The 26,202-nt window shown below is 73.3% G+C and carries 24 protein-coding genes; 15 read left to right on the forward strand and 9 right to left on the reverse strand.

The annotated features are described in order from the left end of the window. Window positions 1-67: 67 nt before the first annotated feature. From B7L92_RS16450 to mftG, 4 genes are all read right to left on the reverse strand, one after another. Entirely contained in the window at window positions 68-490 is a 423-nt protein-coding gene (locus tag B7L92_RS16450; protein WP_081238346.1) for a DUF6003 family protein, read from the reverse strand. Between the two features lie 413 nt (window positions 491-903). After that, window positions 904-1,338 carry a MarR family winged helix-turn-helix transcriptional regulator gene (locus B7L92_RS16455; RefSeq protein WP_081238347.1) on the reverse strand — a complete coding sequence of 145 codons (435 nt, stop codon included), beginning with the start codon at window positions 1,336-1,338 and terminating at the stop codon, window positions 904-906. Between the two features lie 434 nt (window positions 1,339-1,772). Next, the gene (locus B7L92_RS16460) at window positions 1,773-3,191 is read right to left on the reverse strand and encodes a hypothetical protein (protein WP_081238369.1); all 1,419 of its coding nucleotides are present in this window, start codon (window positions 3,189-3,191) and stop codon (window positions 1,773-1,775) included. 200 nt (window positions 3,192-3,391) lie between these two features. Further along, complete coding sequence (gene mftG, locus B7L92_RS16465) at window positions 3,392-5,026, reverse strand: mycofactocin dehydrogenase MftG (RefSeq protein WP_081238348.1); 1,635 nt, start codon at window positions 5,024-5,026, stop codon at window positions 3,392-3,394. Window positions 5,027-5,393: 367 nt separating this feature from the next. Here mftG and mftA point away from each other — a divergent pair, with 367 nt between their 5' ends. The 10 genes from mftA (at window position 5,394) to B7L92_RS16515 (ending at window position 14,643) form a co-directional block, all read left to right on the forward strand. Beyond that, a complete protein-coding gene (gene mftA / locus B7L92_RS39490) occupies window positions 5,394-5,522 on the forward strand; it encodes a mycofactocin precursor MftA (protein WP_107501507.1) in 129 nt (42 codons plus the stop codon). Window positions 5,523-5,531: 9 nt separating this feature from the next. Further along, on the forward strand, window positions 5,532-5,813 hold the full coding sequence (gene mftB, locus B7L92_RS16475) for a mycofactocin biosynthesis chaperone MftB (protein ID WP_081238350.1): 282 nt from the start codon (window positions 5,532-5,534) through the stop codon (window positions 5,811-5,813). Next, window positions 5,810-7,072: a mycofactocin radical SAM maturase gene (gene mftC, locus B7L92_RS16480; RefSeq protein ID WP_081238351.1), complete on the forward strand. Its 1,263-nt coding sequence runs from the start codon at window positions 5,810-5,812 to the stop codon at window positions 7,070-7,072. The genes mftB and mftC overlap by 4 nt, the downstream gene beginning before the upstream one ends. 72 nt (window positions 7,073-7,144) lie before the next feature. Then, window positions 7,145-8,347 carry a pre-mycofactocin synthase MftD gene (mftD, locus tag B7L92_RS16485; RefSeq protein WP_081238352.1) on the forward strand — a complete coding sequence of 401 codons (1,203 nt, stop codon included), beginning with the start codon at window positions 7,145-7,147 and terminating at the stop codon, window positions 8,345-8,347. Continuing rightward, complete coding sequence (gene mftE / locus B7L92_RS16490) at window positions 8,347-9,174, forward strand: mycofactocin biosynthesis peptidyl-dipeptidase MftE (protein WP_081238353.1); 828 nt, start codon at window positions 8,347-8,349, stop codon at window positions 9,172-9,174. Before mftD ends, mftE begins: the two co-directional genes overlap by 1 nt. After that, window positions 9,171-10,688, forward strand: coding sequence for a mycofactocin biosynthesis glycosyltransferase MftF (gene mftF, locus B7L92_RS16495; RefSeq protein WP_081238354.1), 1,518 nt, complete (start codon window positions 9,171-9,173; stop codon window positions 10,686-10,688). The genes mftE and mftF overlap by 4 nt, the downstream gene beginning before the upstream one ends. A 156-nt stretch (window positions 10,689-10,844) precedes the next feature. Then, entirely contained in the window at window positions 10,845-11,429 is a 585-nt protein-coding gene (mftR, locus tag B7L92_RS16500; protein ID WP_081238370.1) for a mycofactocin system transcriptional regulator MftR, read from the forward strand. 157 nt (window positions 11,430-11,586) lie between these two features. Further along, window positions 11,587-12,360, forward strand: coding sequence for an enoyl-CoA hydratase-related protein (locus B7L92_RS16505; RefSeq protein WP_081238355.1), 774 nt, complete (start codon window positions 11,587-11,589; stop codon window positions 12,358-12,360). Between the two features lie 8 nt (window positions 12,361-12,368). Further along, the gene (locus B7L92_RS16510; protein WP_081238356.1) at window positions 12,369-13,544 is read left to right on the forward strand and encodes an acyl-CoA dehydrogenase family protein; all 1,176 of its coding nucleotides are present in this window, start codon (window positions 12,369-12,371) and stop codon (window positions 13,542-13,544) included. Beyond that, window positions 13,537-14,643, forward strand: coding sequence for an acyl-CoA dehydrogenase family protein (locus tag B7L92_RS16515; RefSeq protein ID WP_159461038.1), 1,107 nt, complete (start codon window positions 13,537-13,539; stop codon window positions 14,641-14,643). The genes B7L92_RS16510 and B7L92_RS16515 overlap by 8 nt, the downstream gene beginning before the upstream one ends. 37 nt (window positions 14,644-14,680) lie before the next feature. On the opposite strand, the gene B7L92_RS16520 is transcribed toward B7L92_RS16515, so the two are convergent. After that, window positions 14,681-15,316, reverse strand: coding sequence for a TetR/AcrR family transcriptional regulator (locus B7L92_RS16520; RefSeq protein ID WP_159461039.1), 636 nt, complete (start codon window positions 15,314-15,316; stop codon window positions 14,681-14,683). Window positions 15,317-15,456: 140 nt separating this feature from the next. On the opposite strand from B7L92_RS16520, the gene B7L92_RS16525 reads away from it, so the two are divergent. Further along, window positions 15,457-16,362: a crotonase/enoyl-CoA hydratase family protein gene (locus tag B7L92_RS16525; protein WP_081238371.1), complete on the forward strand. Its 906-nt coding sequence runs from the start codon at window positions 15,457-15,459 to the stop codon at window positions 16,360-16,362. Between the two features lie 87 nt (window positions 16,363-16,449). Here the strand turns inward: B7L92_RS16525 and B7L92_RS16530 are convergent, their stop codons facing one another. After that, window positions 16,450-17,634, reverse strand: coding sequence for an NAD(P)/FAD-dependent oxidoreductase (locus B7L92_RS16530; protein ID WP_081238359.1), 1,185 nt, complete (start codon window positions 17,632-17,634; stop codon window positions 16,450-16,452). Window positions 17,635-17,902: 268 nt separating this feature from the next. Between B7L92_RS16530 and B7L92_RS16535 the strand changes: the two genes are divergently transcribed. The 4 genes from B7L92_RS16535 (at window position 17,903) to B7L92_RS16550 (ending at window position 22,502) form a co-directional block, all read left to right on the forward strand. Next, a complete protein-coding gene (locus B7L92_RS16535) occupies window positions 17,903-19,303 on the forward strand; it encodes an aldehyde dehydrogenase family protein (RefSeq protein WP_081238360.1) in 1,401 nt (466 codons plus the stop codon). A 7-nt stretch (window positions 19,304-19,310) separates the two neighbouring features. Then, window positions 19,311-20,489, forward strand: coding sequence for an ABC transporter substrate-binding protein (locus B7L92_RS16540; protein WP_081238361.1), 1,179 nt, complete (start codon window positions 19,311-19,313; stop codon window positions 20,487-20,489). Window positions 20,490-20,577: 88 nt separating this feature from the next. After that, a complete protein-coding gene (locus B7L92_RS16545) occupies window positions 20,578-22,002 on the forward strand; it encodes an FAD-dependent oxidoreductase (RefSeq protein WP_081238362.1) in 1,425 nt (474 codons plus the stop codon). Further along, window positions 22,002-22,502, forward strand: coding sequence for a nuclear transport factor 2 family protein (locus B7L92_RS16550; protein WP_081238363.1), 501 nt, complete (start codon window positions 22,002-22,004; stop codon window positions 22,500-22,502). The genes B7L92_RS16545 and B7L92_RS16550 overlap by 1 nt, the downstream gene beginning before the upstream one ends. 90 nt (window positions 22,503-22,592) lie before the next feature. On the opposite strand, the gene B7L92_RS16555 is transcribed toward B7L92_RS16550, so the two are convergent. From B7L92_RS16555 to B7L92_RS42390, 3 genes are all read right to left on the reverse strand, one after another. Next, complete coding sequence (locus B7L92_RS16555) at window positions 22,593-23,789, reverse strand: cytochrome P450 (RefSeq protein ID WP_081238364.1); 1,197 nt, start codon at window positions 23,787-23,789, stop codon at window positions 22,593-22,595. A 105-nt stretch (window positions 23,790-23,894) separates the two neighbouring features. Next, on the reverse strand, window positions 23,895-24,911 hold the full coding sequence (locus B7L92_RS16560; protein WP_081238365.1) for a TIGR03617 family F420-dependent LLM class oxidoreductase: 1,017 nt from the start codon (window positions 24,909-24,911) through the stop codon (window positions 23,895-23,897). Beyond that, a complete protein-coding gene (locus B7L92_RS42390; protein WP_143626335.1) occupies window positions 24,908-26,101 on the reverse strand; it encodes a flavin reductase in 1,194 nt (397 codons plus the stop codon). The genes B7L92_RS16560 and B7L92_RS42390 overlap by 4 nt, the downstream gene beginning before the upstream one ends. Between the last annotated feature and the right edge of the window lie 101 nt (window positions 26,102-26,202).

A 26,202-nucleotide genomic window follows, 5' to 3' on the forward strand; every position in this document is an offset into this window, starting at 1 on the left:
CGTTCCGGCGGAGACACCGCCGCGCGGAAGGCGGCGGGCCACCGCGTGGCCTCGACCGGGGTTGGTGTCAGTGCGCCAACGCCTTGACGGTGGCCAGGTCCTCACCGGTCAGTTCCGCGACGCGGTGCGCCGGCACCCCGGCGGCCAGGGCACGGGTGAGCAGCGTGTCCCGGCCGTCCGCGCAGGAACGGTAGGCCAGCAGCTCCTCCTCCAGCCGGGCGACGCCGTGCGACGCGGCACGGTGGCGTACGCGGCTCAGCTCCTCCTCACCGAGGGGGACGGGCAGCCGCTCGGCGTCGTCGGGAATGGCCGCCGTCTCCTCCGGCGGCAGCAGCCGGAGACCGGGGGACGTCGCGGTGACACCCTGCGCGTGCAGCCACGCCCGGACCGCGGGGGTTTCCATGCAGGCCAGTTCCCCGACGGCGGCGGGCGGCACGCCGAGCGTCAGGTCCGTGCCGTTCAGCAGGACGAGATAGGCGTCATCGGTCATCCTCGGTTCCTCCCGGGAGAAGGTCTTGTCCTGACGGCACCCCCTATACCCGCCATCGGCCGTCTCACGACCACCCCGTCACCGTGCGCGGCAGCGCGCGGTCACCGCGCGCCTCCCCGCGGCGGCGCTCCCCGCCTGCTCGTGCATCCCACGGCACAGCGGGGGAGAAGGGCCCCGTGACTCCTCCCGCGGAGCGGCAGAACGCCGCCGGCTCCTACGACTTCGAGGCCACCCTGACGGAGGAGGAGCGCACGGTTCTCCTCGGAACCGGGGCGTTCCTGCGTGACGAGGTCCAGCCCTCGGTGGCCGCGCAGTGGGCCGACGGCACGTTCCCCCGAGGAGCCGGTCGTCCGCTTCCGCGAGAGCGGGCCGGCCGGGCTGCCGTCACGGTGCGACCGGTGAGTCGCGTGGCCTCATCGCCCGGGGTAGCCGGAGAGGGCCGTGAGGAGGGCCGCGGTGAGGTCCCGGTGCGCCTGGGCGCCGAGGACGCGCTCCAGGACGGCATCCGCACGGGCGTAGGCGTTCCGTCCGGCTTCGAGCAGGTCTTCGCCGGTGGCGGTGAGGTGGAGTTCGGCGGTGAGACCCCGCCCGGGGTCCGTGCGGCGTTCGACGGCCCCGCGTTCCTCCAGCCGCCGGACGGTCGCCTGGGCGCTCTGCGCGGTGACACCGCTGCGCCGCCCCAACTCGCTGTAGGACATCCCGGGCTCGCGCTTGAGGTGACCGAGGGCGGACAGGTGACGCAGCGTGTAGCCGGTCGGCCTGAGCACCTGTTCGATGTCCTCGCGCACCCGCCGCCCGAGGACGGTGAGCAGGAAGGCCGCACTGGTGGCCTGGGGCTGGGCAGTCATGGCTCCTCACACCTTCACGCACAGGCGGTTCCAGTCTGACTGTAACGCGGGCATGCGGCAGCCTCCCATCCCGCGCGCGGCCGCCCCCGTGTCCCGTGTTTCGGTCCGGGTGGAAACCCGAATGAGCGAGGCGCACCTGACGAAGGGACCCGGCAGGCACCCCGAGGGCAACCGAAAGCGCCTCCGGCCTCGACGAGAGGGGCGTCGCGCCGAATGGACCGGGCGCGCAACGAGCCGGCATCAGAGATCTCCCGGGGCCTCCCGGGCGCGGACGACACCTGCCGGGAAGCACTCGACCCGCTGGGCGTCACGCCAGGCACGGGACGGGGGCGCGGCCGTTCCCTCGGCCCCGCCCGCCCGATGCGTGCCCCCTCGGACACACGGGAGCGGGCCCGCCCGGAAGGACGGACCCGCTGTGCCGAGTCGGCCGACGATCAGTGCTTGCCCGTCGGGTTCAGCACGATCGTCCCGGAGTCGTTCGCCGGGTTGCCCTCGTTCGGCATCGTGTACGCGAAGAACGCCCGGCCGGTGGCGTTCTTGATCACCTCGTCGACGCGGAGACCGAAGGTGAAGGTGCGGGAGGCGTCCTCCAGGATCGGCGTGTCGATGAAGCAGAGGTAGTCGCCCTCGGCGCCCTCCCAGCCGGGCCGGCAACTCTCGGGGACCGCGGTGGCCGTGGTGCCCGGGGGGAGGTCGACCCAGAAGCCGATCGGCTCGCCGCCGGAGCGGAGCAGGGCCAGCCAGGCGGGGCCGTGGTTGGTGAAGCCGATGTCCACCGACACCGTGCTGCCCTTGCGGGCCCGCAGCCGCTCACCGGTCAGATCGAGGTCGAAGGTGTTCGCCGTCGGGAAGTCCGTCTCCGCGTAGCGGGTGTAGTCGGCCGGGTCCGCGTCCGGCACGCGGACCAGCTCCAGTTCCGGCCCGTCCCCCGCCCGGTAGTCGCCTTCGGCCGGCAGCTCCCGCGCCTGCTCGGCGGGCACCGCGCTGAAGCTGTAGGACATCACGTCGTGGAGGGCGAAGCCGGCCGTCTCGATCGGGAAGGGCGCGCTCAGCCCGTATGCCGTCCCGCCCGCGAACTCGCCGTCGAAGACGCAGAGCGCCGTGGAACGTCCGAACACGTCGTCGGGGTCGCGCGGGTCGTACCAGCAGTTGCCGAAGGTGCTGGGGAAGGACAGGCCCCGGCTGCCGAAGATCCGCAGCACGACGCCGTCACCGCCCAGCCCGCCGGCGTTGCGGAAGCCCAGCGGCGCCCGGAAGGTGTCGCCGGCCCGGAAGCCCTCGGGCTCGGTCAGCCGCTTCATCAGCAGTTCCGGGCCGCCCACCAGCACGTCCACCGTGTGCCCGGTGAAGGCCAGGCCCTCGCCCGCGGCCGTGATCTCGATGGTGCCGAAGTCGCCCGCGGCGCTCTCGTCGGTCGCATCGAGGCGGATGCCACCGAGGTCGTTGTAGTCCCGGCCCGCGTAGATCTCGTAGCCGCTGCAGGTGGCGACGAGCCCGTCGACGGAGCACCCCTGCCACCCGCCGAGGCGGGAGAAGTCCACCGCGGCGACGCCGGCCAGGGAGCTCGCGTCCACGGTGACCGTGTACTCGCCGGTGTGGATCGGCCAGGTGATGCCGTCCTCGTCCGGTACCGGTTCACCGGGCGCCCGGAGCCCCAGCTCGATCTGCGGCTCACCCGGCTCTCCCGGCTCACCGGGCTCCGGCCGCAGCGGGAGGTCCACACGGTCGGGGCCGGTGACCGAGACCGGCAGCGGTTCCTCCTGGGCGTGCGCGGGACTGACCAGTGCCGCGCCGGCCAGTGCGGCCAGCGCCAACGCGGAGACGGTGCGCCGCACGGCGGCGAGAGGGATCATGAGACCTTCCGTGGCTCGGACGTCGTGCGGCACCGGATCGGTGACGCACACTCATGACTCCTGGACCTCCCGGAAGGTTGCCCTGCAACGCGACGGGTCCGCCCCGGAAGAGGCGGCCCCGTCGCAACCGGGGACGCCGTGTTCGCCACCGGAGGTGGCGCGGGGTCAGGCCGACCGCGACCGCCGGGATTTCGGCCCGCTCAGGGCAGGTCGAGCCGGATCGCTTGGGCGATGAGTTCACCGATGAGGACGGCGGTCGCCGCGGGTCCCCGGTGCGGCGTGTCCGGGAGGATCGAGGTGTCCGCGACACGCAGCCCCCGTACGCCGTGGACGCGTCCGAACTGGTCCACGGCAGCGTGCTCGGGGTCGTCGGCGGGCCCCATCGGTACCGTGCCGCAGGTGTGCTGAGCGGTCCCGAGGTGCTCGTGGATCCACCGGTCGAGGGACCGGTCGTCGTCCAGGACCTCGGGGCCGGGGCCGAGCAGGCCACGGGCGGGACCGGCGAAGGGCGGGCTTTCGAGGAGGGCCGCGGTGACACGGACGCCTTCCCGGAGACGGCGGCGGTCCTCGCGGCTGCCGAGGTAGCCGTAGTCGATGCTCAAAGGCGTGGCGGGGTCGGCCGAGCGGATGCGCAGCCGGCCGGTGGGGCGGGGGGCCTGGGCGGCCACGAGGAACGGCAGAGGGCCACCGGCGGCGCCCGCGCCCCCGGTCACGAGCCGGGACAGGGGGACCAGGGACTGGAGGATCTCCAGGTCGCCCGGGCCGCCGGGGCCCGCGGACGCGCCGTCCGAGGAGGTGAGGTGCAGGCAGCCACCGAGCCACGAGTCCGGCGGTTCGGCCCAGTCGTCGCGAGGGGCCCACTCCAGGACCAGCTGCGGGTGGTCACTGAAGCCGGAGCCCACGGCGGGGGCGTCCCGGACCACGGGGATGCCGACTCGTTCGAGGTCGGCGCGCGGTCCGATCCCGGAGAGCTGGAGCAGATGGGGGGTGACGAGGGCGCCGGCGCTGAGCACGACGGCGCCGGCGGCGAGGACGCGGTGCCGGCCGTCGCGTTCGACGACGACGCCCGTGGCGCGGCCGTGTGCGACGACGACCCGGCGGGCCGTGCAGCCGCCGACGACGGTGAGGTTGGGGCGGTCGAGCACCTCGGGGGGCAGGTAGCTGAGCCCGGCGTTGTGCCGCACTCCGTCGATCGCGTTGGAGGGCACCGGCCCGAAGCCGGGTGACGCCTGGTCGTTCTTGTCGGGGTCGTCGGGGAAGCCCAGGGCGCGGGCCGCGTCGTGGAACGCCGCGGCGGCCGGGTGGTCCAGGCGGCTTCGCCGGACGCGCATCGGGCCCCGGTCGCCGTGCAGGTCGCCGGCACCGTAGTCGAGGTCGGTCTCCAGCGCGCGCAGCAGCGGCAGGACCCTCTCGTAGGCCCACGCGGGATTCCCCGCGGCGGCCCAGCGGTCGAAGTCCTCGCGCCGGGCCCGCACGAAGTAGCCGCCGTTGACGGTGCTCGAGCCGCCCAGCACACGCCCGCGAGGGACCCGCCACGGACGCTTCGGGGTGAGACGCACGAGGTGCGCGCTCGTGGCGGGGTGGCCCGGCCGCGCGCCCGGAACCAGGCGCGCGTCCAGCAGCGCCGGGCCGAAACCGGCCCGGCCGCGCGGTATCGGTCCGGCGTCCACCACGAGCACGCTCCGGTCGGGATCCTCGGACAGCCGGGCCGCGAGAACCGAGCCCGCTGTCCCGGCGCCGACCACGACGACGTCGTGGCCGCCGCACCGCACCGGGGCCGTGGTGCGGCGACGGGGTACGGGCGGCGGGAGCGTTCCCCGGGCACCGGGTCCCATGTCCCTCCTCCTTGCGACGGCGGGCACGGCGGTGGCCGCGCGGGGCGGTTCAGCGGGTCGGCCCCACCGGGACGGTTCACGTGCGCGCGGCCGGGGAGCGGACGGACCCCCGCGCGGCGGACCGGGAACGGCCCCGGCGGAAATACCCGTCACCAGTACCTTCCTTTTGGCACCGCATGTCAATACTCTCTGGTGCTCAAAGGTGCGGCCGGTGGTTCCGGTGATCCCCGAGTGTGCTCCGCCGTCCCGTACCCCGTCCGCCCGCGCACGCCGGACTGCCCGTCCGAGACGCCCAGCGGTGCGCCTTCGTCCGCGCACCCCCTCCACGGACCCAGCCCTGCGACCCCATCCGCTCAGGGAGAGCCGCATGAACGACATCGACTCCAGCCAGACCGAGCGCAATCACCTCGACGAGACCCCCTCGGCCGGTGACGTCGTCGAGGCCGACGACCTGATCGAGGAGGTCTCGATCGACGGCATGTGCGGCGTCTACTAGGCCGCGCGCATGACCGCCCTGAACCTCGACCGCGCCTGGGACCTGCACCCGCAGGTCTCGGTGCGGCCGGAACCCTTCGGTGCGCTGCTGTACCACTTCGGCACCCGCAAGCTCACCTTCCTCAAGGACCGCAGACTGCTGGCCGTGGTGCAGGCGCTGGCGACGGCGCCCACCGCGCGGGCCGCCTGCTCGGCGGCCGGTGTCGACGACGAGGACATGCCCCGGTACGGGCAGGCCCTGGCCGCACTCACCCGGTCGTCGATGGTCGTCGAAAGGAACCGGATCCCATGACCGCAAGCCCGCAGACGTCGGGGCCCGCGCCCGGTGCCACACGCCTGGTGGACCTCTTCGAGCACGGTCTCGACGCCCCGATCTGCCTGACCTGGGAACTCACCTACGCCTGCAACCTGTCCTGCACGCACTGCCTGTCCAGCTCGGGCCGGCGCGACCCGCGGGAGCTGACCACGCAGGAGGCCAAGGCCGTCATCGACGAACTGGAGGCCATGCAGGTCTTCTACGTCAACATCGGCGGCGGCGAGCCCACCGTCCGCGCGGACTTCTGGGAACTGCTCGACTACGCCACCGCGCACCACGTGGGCGTGAAGTTCTCCACGAACGGCGTGCGCATCACACCCGAGGTCGCCCGGCGGCTCGCCCGCAACGACTACGTGGACGTACAGATCTCGCTCGACGGCGCCACCGCCGAGGTCAACGACGCCGTACGCGGGGCCGGTTCCCACGCCACGGCCCTGCGCGCGATGCGCAACCTGGCGGACGCCGGGATGACCGGCTTCAAGCTGTCGGTGGTGTGCACCCGCCACAACATCCCGCAACTGGACGAGTTCAAGGCCCTCGCCGACCGCCACGGCGCGCAGCTGCGGCTGACCCGGCTGCGTCCCTCCGGCCGCGGCGCGGACGTGTGGGACGAACTGCATCCGCGGCCGGAGCAGCAGCGCCAGTTGTACGACTGGCTGGTGGCCCACGGCGACACCGTGCTCACGGGCGACTCCTTCTTCCACCTGTCCGCCTACGGGCAGGCGCTGCCGGGCCTGAACCTGTGCGGGGCCGGACGCGTGGTGTGCCTGATCGACCCGGTCGGTGACGTGTACGCGTGCCCGTTCGCGATCCACGACGAGTTCCTCGCCGGGAACGTCCGCCGGCCGGGCGGCTTCACCGGGGTGTGGCGGGAGTCGGAGCTGTTCCGGAGCCTGCGCGAGCCGCAGACCGGTGGGGCGTGCGCCTCCTGCGCGTTCTACGACACCTGCAAGGGCGGCTGCATGGCGGCGAAGTTCTTCACCGGGCTCCCGCTGGACGGACCCGACCCCGAGTGCGTCCAGGGACACGGGGAGCGGCTGCTGGCCCGGCGCCCGAAGGACCGCGGCCACCTCCCGAAACCCTCCGGCGACCACTCCCACCGCACCACGCCCGCACGGGGGCGGGGCCCCGTGGACGTCGTCCTCGCACGCCGCCCGGACCGGGACCGGCCACCGGTCGGGGACTGCGTCGAACACCCGCTGGCCGGAATGGTCCTCCCCCGCGACGGCGACTGACGCCGTCGTCGCACCGCCCGTTCCTTCAGGTTCGTCCCCGGTCACCGTCCCTACCGCAGGAGAGAGCCGTACATGCGCAGGAACCCCTGGTTCGAGACCGTCGAGGAAGCCCGGCGCCGCGCCGAGAAGTACCTGCCGAGCACTGTCTACGGCGCGCTCGTGGCCGGCTCCGAAGGGGGCCGCACGCTCGACGACAACACCGGCGCGTTCGCCGAACTGGGCTTCGCCCCGCGGGTCGTGGGACACCACGCGGAACGCGACCTCTCCACGACCGTCCTCGGCGTCCCCTCCTCGATACCGGTGGTGATCTCACCGACCGGTGTGCAGGCCGTCCACCCCGACGGCGAGGTGGCGGTCGCACGAGCGGCGGCGAACCGGGGCGTGATCATGGGGCTGAGCTCGTTCGCCTCCAAGCCGCTGGAAGAGGTCGCCGAGGCCCATCCGAACGTCTTCTACCAGATGTACTGGACCGGCACGCGCGACGCCATGGCGCAGCGCATGGAGCGCGCCCGGGCCGCGGGCGCCAAGGCGCTCATCGCCACGCTGGACTGGTCCTTCTCCCACGGCCGGGACTGGGGGAGCCCGCCCATTCCGGAGAGGATCACCCCCAGGACGGCGCTCGCGTTCGCACCGGACGTGCTGCCGCACCCGCGCTGGTGGTGGGCCTTCCTCCGCTCCGGCCGGATCCCCGACCTGACCACCCCCAACCTCCGGCCGAAGGGCGGAAAGGCCCCGACGTTCTTCGGCGCCTACGGCGAGTGGATGCGGACCCCGCCGCCGACCTGGGAGGACGTCGAGTGGATGCGTACGGAATGGGGCGGCCCGTTCCTGCTCAAGGGCGTGAGCCGGGTCGACGACGCACTGCGGGCCGTCGACGCCGGCGTGTCGGCGATCTCGGTCTCCAACCACGGCGGCAACAACCTGGACACCACGCCCGCCACCATCCGGCTGCTGCCCGCGATCGCCGAAGCCGTCGGCGACGACGTCGAGGTCCTCCTCGACGGCGGCGTCCGCCGCGGCGGCGACGTCGCGAAGGCCCTAGCGCTCGGCGCGCGAGCGGTCCTGATCGGCCGCGCCTACCTGTGGGGCCTGGCCGCGAACGGGCAGGCGGGCGTGGAGAACGTCCTGGACATCCTGCGGGGAGGACTCGATTCGGCGGTGCTCGGCCTGGGCCGCTCCTCGGCCCGTGACCTGTCGCCGGACGACCTGGTCGTCCCGGACGGTTTCACGCGCGTCGCCGGCGCCCCGCGCGCCGCCGACACGGCCGGCCGGTGATGCCGGCCCGTCCCCGGCGGCCGCGCGGGCCCCGGGAACTGGAGCGCTCCACCTGGCCGGAAGTGCCGGCCGGCGCCTGGGTGCTCGTGCCCGTCGGCTCGACCGAACAGCACGGTCCGCACCTGCCGTTGAACACGGACAGCGTCATCGCCGAGTCCGTCGCACGGCTGGCCGCGGAACGCCTGACGGCGCAGTGCGCGGGCCGCCCCGTCCTGCTGGCGCCGACCATCGCCTACGGCGCGAGCGGCGAGCACGCGGACTTCCCCGGCACGGTCTCCATCGGCCACGACGCGCTGCGCGTCCTCCTGGTGGAGACCGTGCGGTCGCTGTCGCTGTGGGCCGGGCGCGTCGTCCTCGTCAACGGCCACGGAGGCAACGTGCCCACGCTCGACGCGGCGGTCGGCCGACTCCGCGACGAGGGCCACGACGTGGCGTGGCTCGGCTGCGGGACGCCCGGCGGCGACGCGCACGCCGGCCGCGCCGAGACGTCCCTGATGCTGCACCTGGCGCCCGCCGACGTCCGCCTGCCCGACGCGGTGGCCGGTGAGACGCGGCCACTGGCTTCCCTCATGCCGGAACTGATCGCCCGCGGTGTGCGCGCGGTGTCGCCCTCCGGAGTGCTCGGCGACCCGGCCGGGGCGACGGCCGAGGAGGGCCGGGCGGCCCTGGAGGCGATGGTGTCCGCCGCCGTACGCCGCATCGCCGCGGGCCGCACGGACCACCGGGGCCGCCTCCTCGGGCCGGCCGCGGCCTCCGCGCCGGCGCGTCCCACGGCCGGGCCCGCCGCTCCGTCCGTCGTCGCCCGCGGGGAAGGGGCCGCCCGATGACGCTTCCCCACGGCTTCGAGGTCACCCTCGACCGGTCCACCCGCGTGCTCGACGGCGGCCGGGTCCTCCTCGGCGGAAGCCCGGTCCGTCTCGTCCGGCTCGGCGCCCGCGCCCGGCCGCTGCTGTCCGGCCGCACGGTGCGCGTGCGGGACGCGGCCGGCGCGGTCCTGGCGGACCGTCTGCTGGAGACCGGTCTGGCCCACCCCGCCGTCCACGCCCTGCCCCCGCACGCCGGGCCGGACGGCGGGGAGGAGCCGAGCTGCACGTACGTGATCCCGGTGCGCGACCGGCCCCGGGAACTCGCCCGTCTCCTGGCCGGCCTCCCGGAACGCAGCCCGGTCGTCGTCGTGGACGACGCCTCCCGCCGCCCCGGCCTCGTCGCCGCCGTCGCCGCCGAACACGGTGCGCGGCTGCTCCCGCTCACCGCGAACGTGGGGCCGGCGGGCGCGCGCAACGCCGGACTGCGCCTCGTCACCACGCCCTACGTCGTCTTCGTCGACTCCGACATCGTCCTGCCGCGCGCCACGGTGCCCACCCTGCTGCGGCACTTCGCCGACCCCCGCGTCGCCATGGCCGTCCCCAGGATCACCGGCCTGGCCACCCCCGCCTCCTCCGGATGGCTCGGCCGCTACGAACGGATCCGGTCCTCCCTCGACCTGGGCGCGGAACCGGCCCCGGTCCGCCCCGGGACACCGGTCTCCTGGGTCCCCAGCGCCTGTGTGGTCGCCCGCGTCGACGCGCTCGGGGACGGCTTCGACACGCGCCTGCGCGTGGGGGAGGACGTCGACCTGTGCTGGCGCCTGGTGCGCGACGGCCGGCGCGTCCGGTACGAACCGTCCGTCGAGGCCGCCCACGAACACAGGGTCGCCCTGCGCGACTGGTTCCGGCGCAAGGCGGTGTACGGCACCGGCGCCCACCCCCTCGCCGAACGCCATCCCCGGAACATCGCCCCCGCCGTCCTCGCTCCCTGGAGCGCCGGGCTGGTCGTCGCCCTGGCCGCGCAGCGCCGCTGGTCCCTGCCGGTCGCCGCGGGCCTCTGCACCGTCGCCGCCGCACGGATCGCGGACACCCTGCGCGGCACCGGGCAGCCCGTCCGCCACGCGGCCCGGCTCACCGCCGGTGGCGCCGTGTCCGCCGTGGCCCAGGGCTCGGCACTGCTCACCCGCCACTGGTGGCCGCTCACCGTCCTCGGCTGCCTGGCCTCCTCCCGGGTACGCCGCGCCACCGCCGTCGCGGCGGTCCTGGACATCGCCCTCGAACGCCGGTGGGACGAGGCCGGGCTGGATCCCCTCCGGTACGGCATCGCCCGCCGCCTGGACGACCTCGCCTACGGCAGCGGCGTGTGGATCTCCGCCGTCAAGGGCCGTTCCACGGCCGCCCTCCGCCCCCGCATCGTCCCGGCCCGGACGTCCGCGCGGCACCAACCCCGGCGGGGGCCACGGGCCGGCGCCGGGGTGCCGCGGCCCCCGGCCCCCGGCGCCCGGGACCCGCGGGCCCCGGACGGCCGCCGCTGAACGGGCTGCCGCCCGGCATCGGACGGCGCACCGCTCCCGCGTCGGCGTATGTTGTCAGGGCCGGGCCGTTCGTGCGGTGCGGCACGGGAGTTCGGGCCGGCCGACCGGGGAAGGGTTGCGCGAGTGGAGTCGCCCACGAAAGGCGTGATCGGCGGTATGCCCGCCAGGAGCGGGCGCCCGCGCGCCACCTCGCGGGCCGACCTGGAACGGCTGGGATTCGAACTGTTCGCCCGGCAGGGCTTCGACGCCACCACGGTGGACGACATCGCCGGTGCGGCAGGCATCGGCCGCCGGACGTTCTTCCGCTACTTCTCGTCGAAGAACGACCTGGTGTGGGGTGACTTCGAGCAGCAACTGACCGGCTTTCGCGACCTGTTGAGCGCGACCGACCCGAGCACTCCGGTCATGGACGCCCTGTGCCACGCGGTCGTCGAGTTCAACCGGTACGACGACGCGTCGGTGCCGTGGCACCGGCAGCGCATGGAACTCATCCTCACCGTTCCCACGCTCCAGGCCGACGCCACCCTGCGCTACGCGGAGTGGCGCGCGATCGTCAGCGAGTACGTGGCGGCGCGCAAGGGGCTGTCGCCGTCCGACATGGTGCCCCGCCTGTTCGGCTACGCCCTCCTCGCCGCGGCGATCTCCGCGTACGAGCACTGGCTGGCGCAGGACGGGGCAGACCTGGGGGAGTTGCTCGCCACGGCGATCCGTCGGCTCGAACGCGGCCTGGGAGAGGCGTAGCCGCACCCGTCCCCGGCCGCCGGCCGCGCACGGAGCACCCCGAACGCTTGCGTGCGGGATGAGGTGCTGCCACCATTCTACCGACCGGTCGATTTTTCTCGGCCGCTCGGTCGGCCCAGGGGAGCGGGCGGGGAAGCGGCGGAAGGTGAGCGCAGAGATGTCGGAATTCCAGTTCCTGGACGTGCGGACGACGGACCACGTCGCGACCGTCACGATGGACCGCCCGCCGGTCAACGCCGTCGGCGTGCCGATGTACGACGAGATCAAGGCCCTGTTCGGTGGGATCGAGCGCCACGCGCCCGAGGCACGGGTCGTCGTCCTGACGGGGGCCGGCAAGCACTTCTGCGGCGGGAACGACCTCGACGAGTTCCTGACCATGAATCCGGAGAACGCCGGCGAGCGCATGCGGCACGTGCGGGAGGCGTTCTGGGCGATCTACGACTGCCCCCTGCCCGTGATCGCGGCCGTCCACGGCGTCGCCGTGGGGACGGGGCTGGCGTTGGCCGGCTCGTGCGACATGGTCGTGGCCGCCGAGGGCGCCAGGTTCGGGCTCCCCGAGATCCAGGTCGGTGCGATGGGCGGGGCCAAGCACGCCTCGCGCCTGGTCCCGCAGGCGCTGGTGCGCCGTATGCACTTCACCGCCGACCTGGTCCCGGTCGAGGAACTGGCCCGGTACGGCGGCATCGACAGCGTCGTCCCCGAAGGCCGTCTGCTCGCCGCCGCCACCGAGCTGGCCCGGCGGATCGCCCGGCACAGCCCGGTCGCCATCAGGATGGCCAAGCGCAGCCTGAACCGCATCGAGTACATGGAGCTCAAGGACGGCTACGCGTTCGAGCAGAGCCTCACCGGCGAACTCTCCGCACACGGCGACGCCAAGGAGGCCGTCAGGGCCTTCTTCGAGCGGCGCGAGCCGCAGTACACGGGGAAGTGATCCGGGCCATGACCGACACGTCACGGAACGACGCGGACCTGGACGCCTACCGCCGACGGGTCCGGGCCTGGCTCGCCCGGGCCGACATCCCCGAGGTCCCGCTCGACCTGGAAGGCCGCTTCACCGTCCTGCGGGAGTGGCAGAAGACCCTCTACGAGGCCGGGTTCGTGGGAATCGCCTGGTCCAGGAAGGCCGGCGGGCAGGGCCTGAGCCCGCTGCACCAGCTCGTCTTCTCCGAGGAACTCGCCCGCGCGGGCGCCCCGCAGCCCATCGGCCTGATCGGTGTGGACGTCGTGGGCAAGTCGATCGAGACCTACGGACTCGACTGGCAGCGCGAGCAGTTGCTGCCCCGCCTGCTGTCCGGCGAGGACATCTGGTGCCAGGGCTTCTCGGAGCCGGAGTCCGGATCCGACCTGGCCTCGCTGCGCACCCGCGCACGCCTGGAGGGCGATGAGTTCGTCATCAACGGCCAGAAGGTGTGGACGAGTTGGGCCCACAAGGCGCAGTGGTGCGCGCTGCTGGCCCGCACGGACGCGGACGCGCCCAAGCACCGGGGCATCAGTTACCTCCTCGTCGACATGAGCAGCCCCGGCGTCACCGCACGGCCGCTGGTGCAGATGACCGGGGACGACGAGTTCTGCGAGGTCTTCCTCGAGGACGTCCGCGTGCCGGTGCGCAACCTCGTCGGCGGGCTCCACGAGGGCTGGGCCATCGCCCAGGACACCCTGAGCCACGAGCGGGGTTCCTACACGCTCCGCCGACGGGTGGAGTACGAGGTGGCGGTCGAGGAGGCCGTGCGGGACATCCGCGGCCACGCCGACGCGGTCGGCACCGAACCCCCGGACCGCGTACTGGAGCAGCTCGGCCGGTCCTACACGGCGGTGCGGGCCCTGGAGGCGCTCACCCGCCGGACCGTGCGACGGCAGGTCGCCGGCGAGATCCCGAGCCCCCTGGACTCGGTGGACAAGCTCGGCCTCAACGAGGTGGAACAGCTCCTCTACGCGTCCGTCACCGACCTGCTCGGACCGTTCCGCCTGGCGGCCGACCGGGCTCCGTTCGGCCTCGACGGCCCGCGGTGGGTCAAGGAGCACTACTACTCCCGGGCGGCGTCCGTCTACGGCGGGACGTCCCAGATCCAGAAGAACATCATCGGTGAGCGACTGCTGGGGCTGCCCCGTGGCTGACGAGGAGATCCTGCGAGCGGTCGGGGCGTTCCTGGACCGCGGCTACCCGGACGAGCGCAGGCTCGCCGCACTGCGGTCCCAGGGCGAGGACCGGCGCCTGCTCGACGAAGCGGCGGCCCAGGGCTGGTTCGGGCTGGTCGCGCCCGAGGCGGACGGCGGCCTCGGGCTGTCTCCCGCCGCTCTCGTGCCGCTGTTCCGGCTGTTCGGGCGGCGACTGCTGACCGGGCCCCTGCTGGAACAGATGCTGCTGCCGGGACTGCTGCTGAGCACGGCCCGCGCCGACGGAGCACGGACCCGGCTGGCCGCCGCGCTGACCGGCCGGCGACGGGTGGCGGTCCTGGACCCGGGGACCACACTCGACTGGCGCGCGGCCAACGGCTCACTGACCCTGGACGCCGGCACACTGGCCGGGTCGGTGGACCTGGTGCGCTTCGGGGCGGTCTCGGACCTGTTCGTCGCGGTCGTCGACGGCGGCGGCCCGGACGGCGCGTCAGCGGTCCTGGTCGTCGACCGCGACCGGCCCGGCGTCACCGTCACCGGGCACCGGAGCACGGACCCGGGGGCGAGCTACGCGCGGGTGACGCTCGACGGGGTCGCGGTCGGGCCGGGCGACGTCGTCGCGTGGCGCGAGGACGGGGCGGCCCTCGTGACCGCCCTGCGCGGCTGGCAGCGCGTGCTGGTCGCCGCGGAACTCGCCGGGATCGCCCGCCACGTCCTCGACCTGAGCGTCGCGTTCGCCCGGCAGCGCGAGCAGTTCGGCCGCCCCATCGGAAGTTTCCAGGCGGTCAAACACATCGCGGCCTCCGCCGCCCAGCGGGTGATCATGCTGGAGAGCTTCGTCGAGGCCGTGGCGGACGACTCGGCGACGCTCGCCCCGGAGTCCTTCGCCCTCGCGGCCCTGGCCCTCAAGGGCGCCGCCGCCGAGGCCGGCCGCTCGGTGTGCGAGGACGCCCTGCAGATCCACGGCGGCATCGGCTTCACCCACGAACACGAACTGCACTGGTTCTACAAGCGCGCGCTCTCCCTGCGCACCTGGTACGGCGACGAGCGGGAGACCGCGACCGAGACGGGACGCCGCCTGGTGTCCGCCCGCGTCTGACGAGGGGCCTCCCTCGAAGGACACGGGCCCGGCAGGCTCAGTCCGCGTCGGTGCGCGGGAGCAAGGAGCGGACGGCCTGCCGGCTCAGTGCCGCGGCGATCTCGGACGGGGTCAGTTCCCCGCCCGGGCGGTACCACTGGTGGATCCAGTTGAGCATGCCCAGCACGCCGAACACCGCGAGCCGGGGGTCCAGGTCCGCGGCGATCTCACCGGCCTCCTGGCCGCTCCTGACGAGCCGGCGCAGGGACGCCTCGTAGGCGTCGCGGGTGGCGACGATGCGCTCCTGGTACTCGTCGGACAGGGCCGACCGCTCGTTGTAGAAGGCGGCCGTCACGTGGAAGTGCTCGGCGGCGAACCTGGCGTGCTGGTACAGCATGCGCTCCAGGGTCTGCAGCGGTGTGCCGCCCTCGGCCTCGGCGTTCTGGGTGAGCTCGACGAAGAAGGTGTGCGCGTAGTCGGTGACGGCGAAGAGCAGGTCCTTCTTGGAGTCGATGTAGTAGTAGAGGCTGCCCTTCTGCAGGCCCACCGCGTTGGCGAGGTCCTGCAGGGACGTGGCCGCGTACCCCTTCTCGTAGAACAGCCGGGCGGCCGTCTCGAAGATCTGGTCGTTCCTCACCTCGGCCTTGCGGGGCCGGATCTTGGGGCGCGGCCATTCCCTGCTCGTCTCGCTCATGTGACCCATCCTCGTCCCTGCCCTGCTCCGGACGTGCGGCACACCCTTGCACGCCGCCCGCGGCCACCACCATAATCCCATCGGTAGATGAATTTCTGACGATCGGTAGATCGGACGGATCGAGGGATCGTATGCGGAGCATGAGCGCGGGAACGGACGCGGGAGGGTTCCGGACCCTGTCGACGGACCTGGACGACGAGGGGATCCTCACCGTCACCCTCGACCGCCCGGACCGGCTGAACGCCTTCACCGTCGACATGGCGGACGAACTCGTGGCGCTGTTCACCGCAGTGAACTCGCGTGACGAGGTCCGTGCCGTGGTGGTGACGGGAGCCGGCCGGGCCTTCTGCGCCGGGATGGAACTGGCCGCCGAGGGCAATGTGTTCGGGCTGGACGAGTCCCGGCAGCCGGTCCTGTCCGACCTGGACGACCTCGACGACCCGGAGATCCTGCGGGGCGTGCGCGACACCGGCGGCCGGGTGACCCTGGCGATCTTCGACTGCCGCAAGCCCGTGATCGCGGCCGTCAACGGCGCGGCCGTGGGCATCGGGGCGACGATGACCCTGGCCATGGACGTCCGGCTGGCGTCGGAGGAGGCACGCATCGGCTTCGTCTTCGGCAAGCTGGGCATCGTCCCCGAGGCGGCCTCGACCTGGTTCCTGCCGCGGATCGTCGGCATGGCCCGCGCGTTGGAGTGGGTCTACTCGGCCGAGATCCTCTCGGCGCAGGAGGCCCGGGAGGGCGGACTGGTGAGCCGTGTCGTCCCCGCCGCGTCGTTGCTCGAGGAGGCGCAGGAGCTGGCACGGCGGATCTCGCGGAACCGGTCGCCGGTCGCCGTCGCGCTCACCCGGCAGATGATGTACCGCAACAGCGCCCTGCCGCACCCGAGGGAGGCGCACCGGATCGACTCCCTGGCGATGTTCTACACCAGCACGGCGGACGGCAGGGAAGGCGTCGAGGCCTTCCGCGAGAAGCGGGAGCCCCGCTTCACGGGCAGCGCGCACACCGACATGCCCCCGTTCTACCCGTGGTGGGACGACGAGTGAGAAGCGCGGTGCGCACTGCGCGCCGGTACGGGCGGCCGGGGAGCGGCCGCCCGTACCGGCGCGGGAGTCACCGGCCCTTTCGGTCGGTCACGGCCGGCTCGGCGCCTCGGTGGGTTCTTCCCGGAGTTCGCGGCGCAGCCGCAGGAAGCGGCGCGGGTTGTGGAAGGCGGCGACCGCGACGCGGCGGCCCGTCGCGTCGGTGAGGGCGAACACGGTGCCGCGGTCGGCCCCGTCCTCGCCCGCTTCGAGGACCTGGACCGAGGCGGCGAGGTCCGGGCGGCCGGCCAACTGGAAGTTCACGTCGTACTGCGTGCTCCAGAAGTAGGGCGGCGCCTGGGGGCGGGCCGGCTCCCGGCCGAGGACCGCGGCCGCCACCACGGCCGCCTGGTCGACCGCGGACGTCCAGTGCTCGTGGCGTACGCGGTCGCCGTGGACCGGCTGTTCCCAGGCCGCGACGTCGCCGAGTGCCCACACCCGGTCGCCGGCCCGGCCGCGGGCGTCGCACGGCACGCCCGCCGCGTCGTCGAGACCGAGGCCGCCCAGCCAAGCGTTGTTCGGTTCGGCGCCGATGCCCACCACGACATGGGCGGCGGTGAGTTCGGTGCCGTCGGCGAGCCGGACGGTCACGGCGCCGGTCCCCTCCCGGAGCGAGGTGAGGGGGACGCCGGTCAGCACCCGCACGCCCTCGGCCCGGTGCAGCCGGGTGAAGCAGGCGCCGATCTCCGGGCCGAGGACGGGCTCGAGAAGCGTGCCGGCGAGTTCCACGACGGTGACGTCCAGCCCGTACCCGCGGGCGGCGGCCGCGACCTCGAGTCCGATGAAACCGCCGCCCACGACGACGACCGGGCCGCCCTCCGCCAGCGCGGTGCGCAACCGGACGCCGTCGTCGAGGGTGCGCAGCCGGTGGACGCGCCCGCCGGGAGCGGTGCCCGGCCAGGTGCGGGCGGCGGCGCCGGTGGCCACGACGAGCCGGTCGTAGGCGATCCGGGTGCCGTCGGCGAGCGTGACGGACTCGGTGTCCGCCGCGACGGCACGTGCGCCGAGCACGGTCTCGATGCCGGCCTCGGCGAGCTTCGCGGAGGTGGTCAGCGCGGTGCGTCCGGCCTCCCACTCGCCGGTCAGCACGTGTTTGGACAACGGCGGGCGGTCGTAGGGGAGGTGGGGCTCGTCGCCCACCAGCCGCAGCCGGCCGGTGTATCCGTTGCCGCGCAGCGCCTCGGCGACCCGCAGACCCGCGAGTGAGGCGCCGACGACCACGATCCCGCCGCTCATGCCGGGATCCTCGGGCCGCCGGCCCGGTCAGGGCGGGCATCGGGTGCGGGCGCGGGTGCGGCGAAGGCTCGGCCGGTGGCAGTCATCGATCTCCCTCGAGGGCGGCGTGGGGAAGGAACGGAACCGGGTGTGAAGTCATTGCTTAAGAAACCAAGCACTGTCAGAATAATGTGTCACTGATCACGGTCGGCGCAACACCTGGTGCACCGGCGCTCTGCCGCCTGCCCGACGTGGCTCACCCCTTCTGGACCGGACGTGGAGGACTTCCATGCTGAGCATGACGATCGACGGGAAACCCGTCGACGCACGTGACACCTTCGACGTCGTCAACCCCGCGACCGGAGCCGTCGAGGCGCAGGCCCCGCAGTGCACGCGGGAGCAGCTCGACCAGGCCATGACGTCGGCCGCCCGCGCCCACGCCCAGTGGAAACGTGACGACGACGCGCGCCGGCAGGCCCTGCGCGACCTGGCCGACGCCGTCGACGCCCACCAGGAGGAGCTGACCGCGCTCCTGGTCCAGGAGACCGGCAAGCCGCTGGCCGTCGCCACCGCCGAAGTCGCCTCCTCGGCACCCTGGATCCGCTACTACGCCGAGCTGGAGTGGCCGAAGCGGGTGATCCAGGACGATGCCGCCGCCAGGATCGAGGTGGCCCACCGCCCGATGGGCGTGGTCGCCGCGATCACGCCGTGGAACGGCCCGGTCGGCATGTGGACCTGGAAGATCGCCCCGGCCCTGCGCGGCGGCAACACCGTCGTGCTCAAGCCCTCCCCGTTCACCCCGCTCTCGACCCTGCTGCTGGGCCGGATCGGCGCCGAGGTACTGCCCCCGGGCGTCATCAACGTCGTCACCGGCGGCGACGAGCTCGGCAAGGCGATGACCTCGCACCCGGTACCGCGCAAGATCAGTTTCACCGGTTCGATCCCGGCCGGGCGGTCCGTGGCCGTCAACGCCGCCCACGACCTCAAGCGGGTCACCCTCGAACTCGGGGGCAATGACGCGGCGATCGTCCTCGACGACGCGGACCTGGAGAAGACCGCCGGCACCCTGTTCGCGTTCTCCATGTTCAACTGCGGCCAGATCTGCTGCATCCCCAAGCGCATCTTCGTCCCGGCGAACCGCTACGAGGACTTCGTCGACGCGTTCGGTGCGGCGGCGCGGGCGACGGTCGTCGGCGACCCGACCGACCCCGCCACCGCGATGGGCCCCCTGACCACCCGTCCGCAGTTCGACCGCGTCTCGGAGCTGGTGTCGGACGCCGTCGGCCGCGGCGCCCGGGTCGTGGCCGGCGGCAGACCCGTCGACGGTGGCGGCTACTTCTTCGAGCCGACGGTCTTCGCCGACGTGGCGGAAGGGGTGCGCATCGTCGACGAGGAGCAGTTCGGTCCGGCGATCCCGCTGCTGAAGTACGACACGGTCGACGAAGCGGTGGCACGTGCCAACGCCACCGACTACGGCCTGTCCGGCTCGGTCTGGTCCGCCGACGAGGAGAAGGCCCGGGCCGTCGCCGAACAGCTCGAATGCGGCACCGCCTGGGTCAACTGCCACGCCATGCTGCCCTCCCACGCGCCCTTCTCCGGCGCCAAGCACAGCGGCCTCGGGGTCGCCAACGGCGAGGACGGGCTGCGGTCCTTCACCGAGCAGCAGGTCGTCCACATCGCGAAGGGCTGAGCACGACATGCGCAAGAGAACTCTCGCCGGACTCGCGGTGCTCCCGCTGCTGCTCACCGCGTGCGGCGACGGCGGCACCGGGGGAGCGTCCGACGGCCCTGTCAAGATCATGACGATCGCGTCGTTCGAGAGCCAGGTCTACTCCGTCCCGTGGCTCAAGACGGCCGTGACCGCCGCGGTGGACCGGCTCAACGACGAGGGCGGCATCGACGGCCGCAAGGTCGAGTTGCTGACCTGCAACGACAAGTTCGACCCCAACGAGGCCACGGCCTGCGCCCAGCGCGCCGTCTCCGAGAAGGTCGCCGCAGTCGTCGGCCCGCTCTCGCCCAACATCGGGGCCATCGCGGCGGTGATGGAGCAGGCCAGGATCCCGATCATCGGCCCCGGCGGTGCCGACGGCCAGAACGAGGCGACCAGCCCGGTGTCCTACCCCATCAACGCGACCCCGGTCGGCATGGGCGTCGGCGCCGGGAAGCTCGCGGTCGAGCGCGGCGGCCCGAAGGTCGTCGTGATCGGCGGGGACAACGAGACCGCCCGCGCCGGCGCCGAATGGGCCAGGAGGGGCGTCGAGGAGGCCGGCGGCAGGGCGACCATGATCTATGCCCCGATCGGCTCGGCCGACTACTCGACGGTGGCGGCCAAGGCGGTCGGCCTCGACCCCGACGCGGTGTCCCTGCAGGGTTCGGGCGCCGACGCCGGCCGGATCGCGACCGCGCTCCGGGCCGCCGGGTACGAGGGGCTGATCACCGGCATCTCCTCGATGGTCACCCCGGGCGTGCTCAAGATCCTCGGACCGGACGCCGGGAACATCGTGCTCACCTCCCGCGGCCATGCCGCCTCCGACACCTCGAACGCGGAGATCGCGGCGTTCAACGAGGCGATGAAGGCCGCCGATCCGAAGGCCAACGTCGACGACATCGGCCTCAACGGCTGGCTGTCGGTCAAGCTGTTCGCCTCGGTGGCCGAGGGCCACGAGATCACCGACGGTGCCTCCGTCATCGATGCCCTCGCCGACATCGAGGAGCCGGTCGACCTGGGCGGCGCCTACCCGGACTACCGGGGCGTCCAGGATCCTCCCCCGCTGCCGGAGTACCCGCGGGTCGCGTCGTTCGAGGTCGGCACCAGTGCCGTGAAGGACGGCCGGATCGTGCCGGACGGCGACTTCTTCGACCCGTTCGCCGAGTAGCGAAGCACACGTAGCCGAGCAGCCGGGTGCCGGTGGGGCCCACGACGGGGCAGACCCCACCGGCACCCCTGTGCAGAAAGGTTTTCTCATGGCAGTGACCCGCAGGATCGTCGTGGTCGGGGCCGGGGGTGCCGGCCTCGCCGCCGCGCTCGAGGCCGGCCGGGCCGGAGCCGACGTGATCCTCCTCGAAGCCGCCGAGCAGGTCGGCGGCGCGACCGCCCGGGCCGGCGGCGTCGTCTACGCCGCCGACACCCCGGTCCAGAAGGCCCGCGGCGTCCAGGACTCCGTCGACGAGCTCGTCAACTACTACATGACGGTGAGCCGGCACGAACTGGAGCCGCGGCTCCTGCGCGCCTCGGCGGAGGGCACCCGCGAGGTGATCGGCTGGCTGGAGGAACTGGGCATCACCTGGGAGCCCGACCGCCTGTACATCGCCGGTCTCGAGTACAAGCCGCGCGGCCACCTGCCCACGGGTGACACGCGCGGCCTCGGGCCTGCGGGCGGCGCGATGATCGTCGCCGCGCTGCTCACCGCGGTCGAGCCGATGGACAACGTCGAGATCCGCACCGGCACCCGGTGCACCGGGCTGCTCACCGGAGACGGAGGTGCCGTCGCCGGCGTACGCACCGAGGCCGGCGAGGAGATCCCCGCGGACGCCGTCATCCTCACCACCGGCGGTTTCGGCGCCGCCCCCGACCTGCTGAGCGAGCACTGGCCCGAGGCCGTCCGGCACGGCGACTGGCACTGGTACCTCGGCCCCGACACCAACGTCGGCGACGGTGTCCGCATGGGGCTGTCCGCCGGCGGCGAACTGCGCGGCTACGGCGGCACCCTGCTGGAGACACCCAACTTCGGCCGCCTCAACGACGCCTTCACCCCGCCCTGGGTGATCTACGTCAACAGGAACGGCCACCGCTTCGTCGACGAGACCGACACCTACTGCGTGATGCCGCACGTCATCGCCAAACAGCCCGGTGGCATCTGCTGGGCCGTCTTCGACGAGGCCGCGCTGCGGCAGGTCGCCGACAGCGGGCACGTCGACCCCTACGGCCTCGGCGTGGACCTGGAGTCGAACTGGACCGCCGCCATGCTGCGCAAGCAGATCGAGGCCGGCGTCGTGAAGTCCGGTGCCACGCTGGCGGAGCTGGCCGAACGCACCGGTATCGCCGCCGCGGGCCTGGAGGCGACCGCCGAGCACTGGAACGCCGACGTCGCCCGGGGCCGTGACACGGCCTTCGAGAAGAAGGGGACGCTGGCACCGATCTCGACCGCGCCGTTCTACGCGGTGGAACTGCGGCCGGCCATCATCGGCATCACCTTCGGCGGACTCCGCATCGACGACGAGGCCAGGGTCCTGGACACCGCGGGCCGCCCCATACCGGGCCTGTTCGCCGGCGGCGAGGTGGCCGGCGGTCTCGACGCCGACGTGTACGCCGGCGGCGGCACCTCCATCGGCAACGCCCTCGTCTTCGGCCGCACCGCCGCCCGGAGCGCCACCGCCGGGGCCGCGTAGTGGCGCCCCCCGAGGCGGCCCCCGGCGACCGCGGCCCCCGCGAGGTCGCCGACCGCCTGGCGATCTACGAGCTCTACGCCCGTTACGCCCAGGCGGCCGACCTCGCGGACGGCGCCGCCTACGCCGACTGCTTCACCGAGGACGGCTGGACCGACATCTCCTCCTTCGGCCACACCGCCGAGTCCTTCCGGGCGAGGGGACTGGACGTCCTCGACGACACCGGCAAGGTGCGCGGCCGGGCCCGCCTGCGGGCCGTCGCCGCCAAGACCCCCGGCGCGCCGCTCTACCACCACCTCACCGTCAACGCCGTCGTCACCTCCTACGAGGGCGACCGGGCCACCGGCACGGCGTACTTCGTCGTGCTCGCGCCCGACGGCCGTGTCCACCAGTTCGGCCGCTACGAGGACGTCGTCGTCCGCGACACCGACGGGCAGTGGCGGTTCGCCGAGCGCAGGGACCTGGCCGCGTTCAACTCCGGCACCACCCTGCCCCGGGGCTGAACGAGGCGTCCCGGAAGAGCCCGTCACGAGGACCGGCCCCCACCCGCGCGGGTGGGGGCCGGTCCTCGTGACGCCTGGAAGGGGCGGACGTCAGGCCGTGGGGGCGGCTGCGCCGTGACGGACGGGGAGCGCGGTGAAGCCGTAGGTCGTGAAGTACGTCCGGGCGGTGACCTCGCCGTCGAGGGCCAGGTCGGGCAGCCGGTCCAGGACGTACTCGAGCACGACGGTGATCTCCAGCTTCGCCAGCGCCTCACCGATGCAGCGGTGACGGCCGAAACCGAAGGTCAGGTGACCGTGGACGCCCGGCCGGTCCGGGTCGAAGCGGTCCGGCTCCTCGAACTTCTCCGGGTCGTAGTTGCCGGCGCCGAAGGTCAGCATCACCTTCTCGCCGGGACAGATGCCCACGCCGCGCACCTCGGCGTCCTTGCGGGCCGTGCGGCCCATGTTCCAGACCGGCGGGTTGATGCGCAGCGACTCGTCGATGACCTTGCCCAGCCGGGAGCGGTCGGCCCGCAGCGAGTCCATCAGACCCGGTTCGGCCAGCACCCGGTGCACGGTGTTGGTGATGCCGTCGACGGTGGTGCCGTGCCCGGCCACGATGAAGACGATGCACAGGCCGAGCAGTTCGTCGTCGGTCAGCGGCGCGCCCTCGACCTCGCCCTCCATGATCCTGCCGAGGACGTCCTCGGCAGGCTTCCCGCGGCGCTTTCCGATCTCCTCGCGGACGACGGCCTCGACGGCGGCGGCGGCGCCGCGCGCGCGCTCGGGGTCGCCCGTGGAGGCCATCCACTCGTCGACGATGTCGGAGATGTGGTTCCAGTCCTGGCCGAAGCCGAGGATCGCGGAGATCGTGGAGGTCGGCACCTTGCGGGCGACGTCGGAGACGAGGTCGCCGCGCCCGCGCGCGGTCAGGCCCGAGAAGGCGTCCTCGACGATCCGCTCGATCACCGGCCGGTAGCTCTCGACGGTCTTGGGGGTGAAGTACGGCACGAGGAACCGGCGCCACGGCGTGTGCAGCGGCGGGTCGACCTCGGCGAGCGGCAGCATCACCGACTTCCCGGTCGACGGGATGGTGTGGCCCTGCTCGACGGTGTAGGTCTCCCAGTCGTTGGCCGCCGCGGTGATGTCGGCGTACTTCGTCAGCATCCAGAACCCGCCGACCGCGTCGCTCCATGCGACGGGGCACTTGCCCTGCACGTCCTTCAGCGTCTCGAACAGATGGGGTGCGAGGGACGGATCGGTGTTGTCCAGGTAGTACGCGTGCTCGGACTTACGGCTCTCGGGCATGGCGGATCCTTGTCGTGCGCGCTTTAACCAAACGCTGTTAGCATAAAGTGGCGGGTGCCTTCCGACAAGAAGGCGGAAGACACCCGGTGCGGCGCCGGCCGCAGGTCAGGTGAGCTCCCGCAGACGGGCCGCGACCCGGGCGCGGGCGGCCTCGTCGAGGTCGTACGGCGTGACGAGGGTGAACCGGTCGAAGACGTCGGCGTAGCGCGCGGCGAGGATGTCCGCCGCCTCCTCCGGGGTGCCGACGGCCGCGAACTCGTGCAGCACCTCGTCGTCCACCGCGGCGGTCATCGCCTTCCAGTCACCCGCGCGGGACAGCGCGTGCAGCCGTTCGCCGAGCCCGCCCCAGCCGTGCGCCTCCAGCACCGGCCGGTAGGACGGGGTCGAGGCGTAGAAGGCGATCTGACTCCGAGTGGCCTCCGCCGCGGCGGAGATCTGCTCCGATGTCGTGCCGGTCGCCACGAACGGTCCGCCGACCCGCTGGAAGTCCGGCCGCGAGGACGCGGCGCGGCCCCTCCGGAGCGCCGCGAGGGTGTGCTCGCGCAGATAGCGCTCGGTGAGGAAGCTGTGGAACAGGACGCCGTCCCCGACCTCCCCGGCCACCTCGGTCATCAGGTCCCCGACGGCCGCGACGACGACCGGCGGTGTGCCGTGGCCGTGCGGGGCGGGGGTGAACATCGGCGTCATCAGCGTGTGCGTGTAGAACCGGCCCTCGAAGGCGAGGCGTTCACCGGTCTCCCAGGCGGACCAGATGGCCCGCAGGGCGAGGACGTACTCGCGCATCCGGGCGGCCGGTTCGGACCAGGGCATCGAGAAGCGCCGGGTGATGTGGGCGCGGACCTGGGTGCCGAGCCCGAGCATGAAGCGGCCCTGGGTCAGGCGCTGCAGGTCGTGCGCCATCGAGGCGACGTTCATCGGGCTGCGGGCGAAGGCGACCGCGATGCCGGTGCCCAGGCCGATCCGCTCGGTCGCGGTGGCGGCGACGGCCAGCTGGAGGAACGGGTCGCGGTCGAGCTCGCTGGCCCAGACGGCGTCGTACCCGGCCGCCTCGGCGGCGCGTGCCGCCTCGGCCGGATCGGCACCGCCCTTGATGGGCAGCGCGGTGTCCACGGGCACGCTCATGCTCCGGCCTCCCCGCCGATCGCCGCGGCCAGGGCGTCCGCCCCGCCGATCCTGCTGCTCACTTCGTCGGCCGCCGCGACCAGCCGGGCCGCGACCTGCTCGACGTCGGCGCCGTCGAGATGGCGGCGGAAGCCCCGGACGGCGAGGCCGAGCTCGACCTTCCGGGGGCCGAAGACGGGCGCCATGAGCATCCGGACGTCGTACGACGTGTGCGGGTCGAGCTCCGGGTCGAACTGCTCCCCGCGCAGTCCCCGCATCACGCTGTCGAGTTCGTCGACCGAGGGGTGGCGCAGCTGCTGGCCGACCGCGCGTTCGAGCCGGTCGTAGTGGTCGTCGCCGATCGCCACCGACCAGCGCCGCCGCCGGGCGCGGCGCAGCGCGGCCTCGCCCACCGTGGTCCGGGCCGGGTCCGCGGGGAGCCAGTCGCCGGTGCCGGCCGGGTCCCAGGCGACGAAGACCGAGCCGACCGGGAACACGAACGGGGTGCGGTAGCCGACCCGCGAGGAGGTGTAGTCGGCGTTCGGGGAGTCGGCGATGGCGAGGCACACCGTCTGCTGATCGACCGCTCCGACGGCGAGGCACTCGAGGTCGAGTTCCCCGGCGAGCCGCTCCATGTACGGACGGGCGCGCCCGGCCAGCTCGATGAGCTCGACCAGATCACGCTCGGGCGCGGCCATCAGCGACGGGGTGGTGAACCCGCCGTAGCCGCCGCGGAAGAACACCAGCGGCGGACCCGGCCGGAGCTCGGAGAGCTGGTTGACCTCGCCGACGACGATGTAGTGGTCGCCCGCCTCGTACCGCTGCGCGAGGGTGCAGTCGATCCAGGCGAGGGCCCCGTCGATCACGGGTGCGCCGGAGGGCGCCGGGAACCAGGTGATGCCGTTGAACTTGTCCGCGCCCCTGGTCGCCATGGCACGGCACACGTCCTCCTGGTCGGCGCCGAGGATGCTGACGCAGAACCGGCCGGTGGCCTCGATCCTCGGGTAGGTGCTCGACGTGCGCGCCGGCATGAAGCCCACCAGGGGCGGATCCAGCGAGACCGAACTGAAGGTCCCCACCGCCATGCCGTGAGGCCGGCCCTCCGCGTCGAGCGCCGTGATGACCGCGACGCCGGTGGGAAATTGTCCGAGGACGTCGCGGAAGTAGCGCGAGTCCTGTGGTGGGGCGGTCGCCCGGGCGTAGTTGCTCACATCGCACCTCACTGGGACGGCAATGATCTAAATCTAACAGCATTGGATTCTATGGCCAAGAGGTGGGCGGGGGTGGGCTCGTCGGGCAGGCGATCCGCGGG

The organism is Streptomyces viridosporus (assembly GCF_002078235.1).
In the GTDB taxonomy this organism is placed as follows: domain Bacteria; phylum Actinomycetota; class Actinomycetes; order Streptomycetales; family Streptomycetaceae; genus Streptomyces; species Streptomyces viridosporus.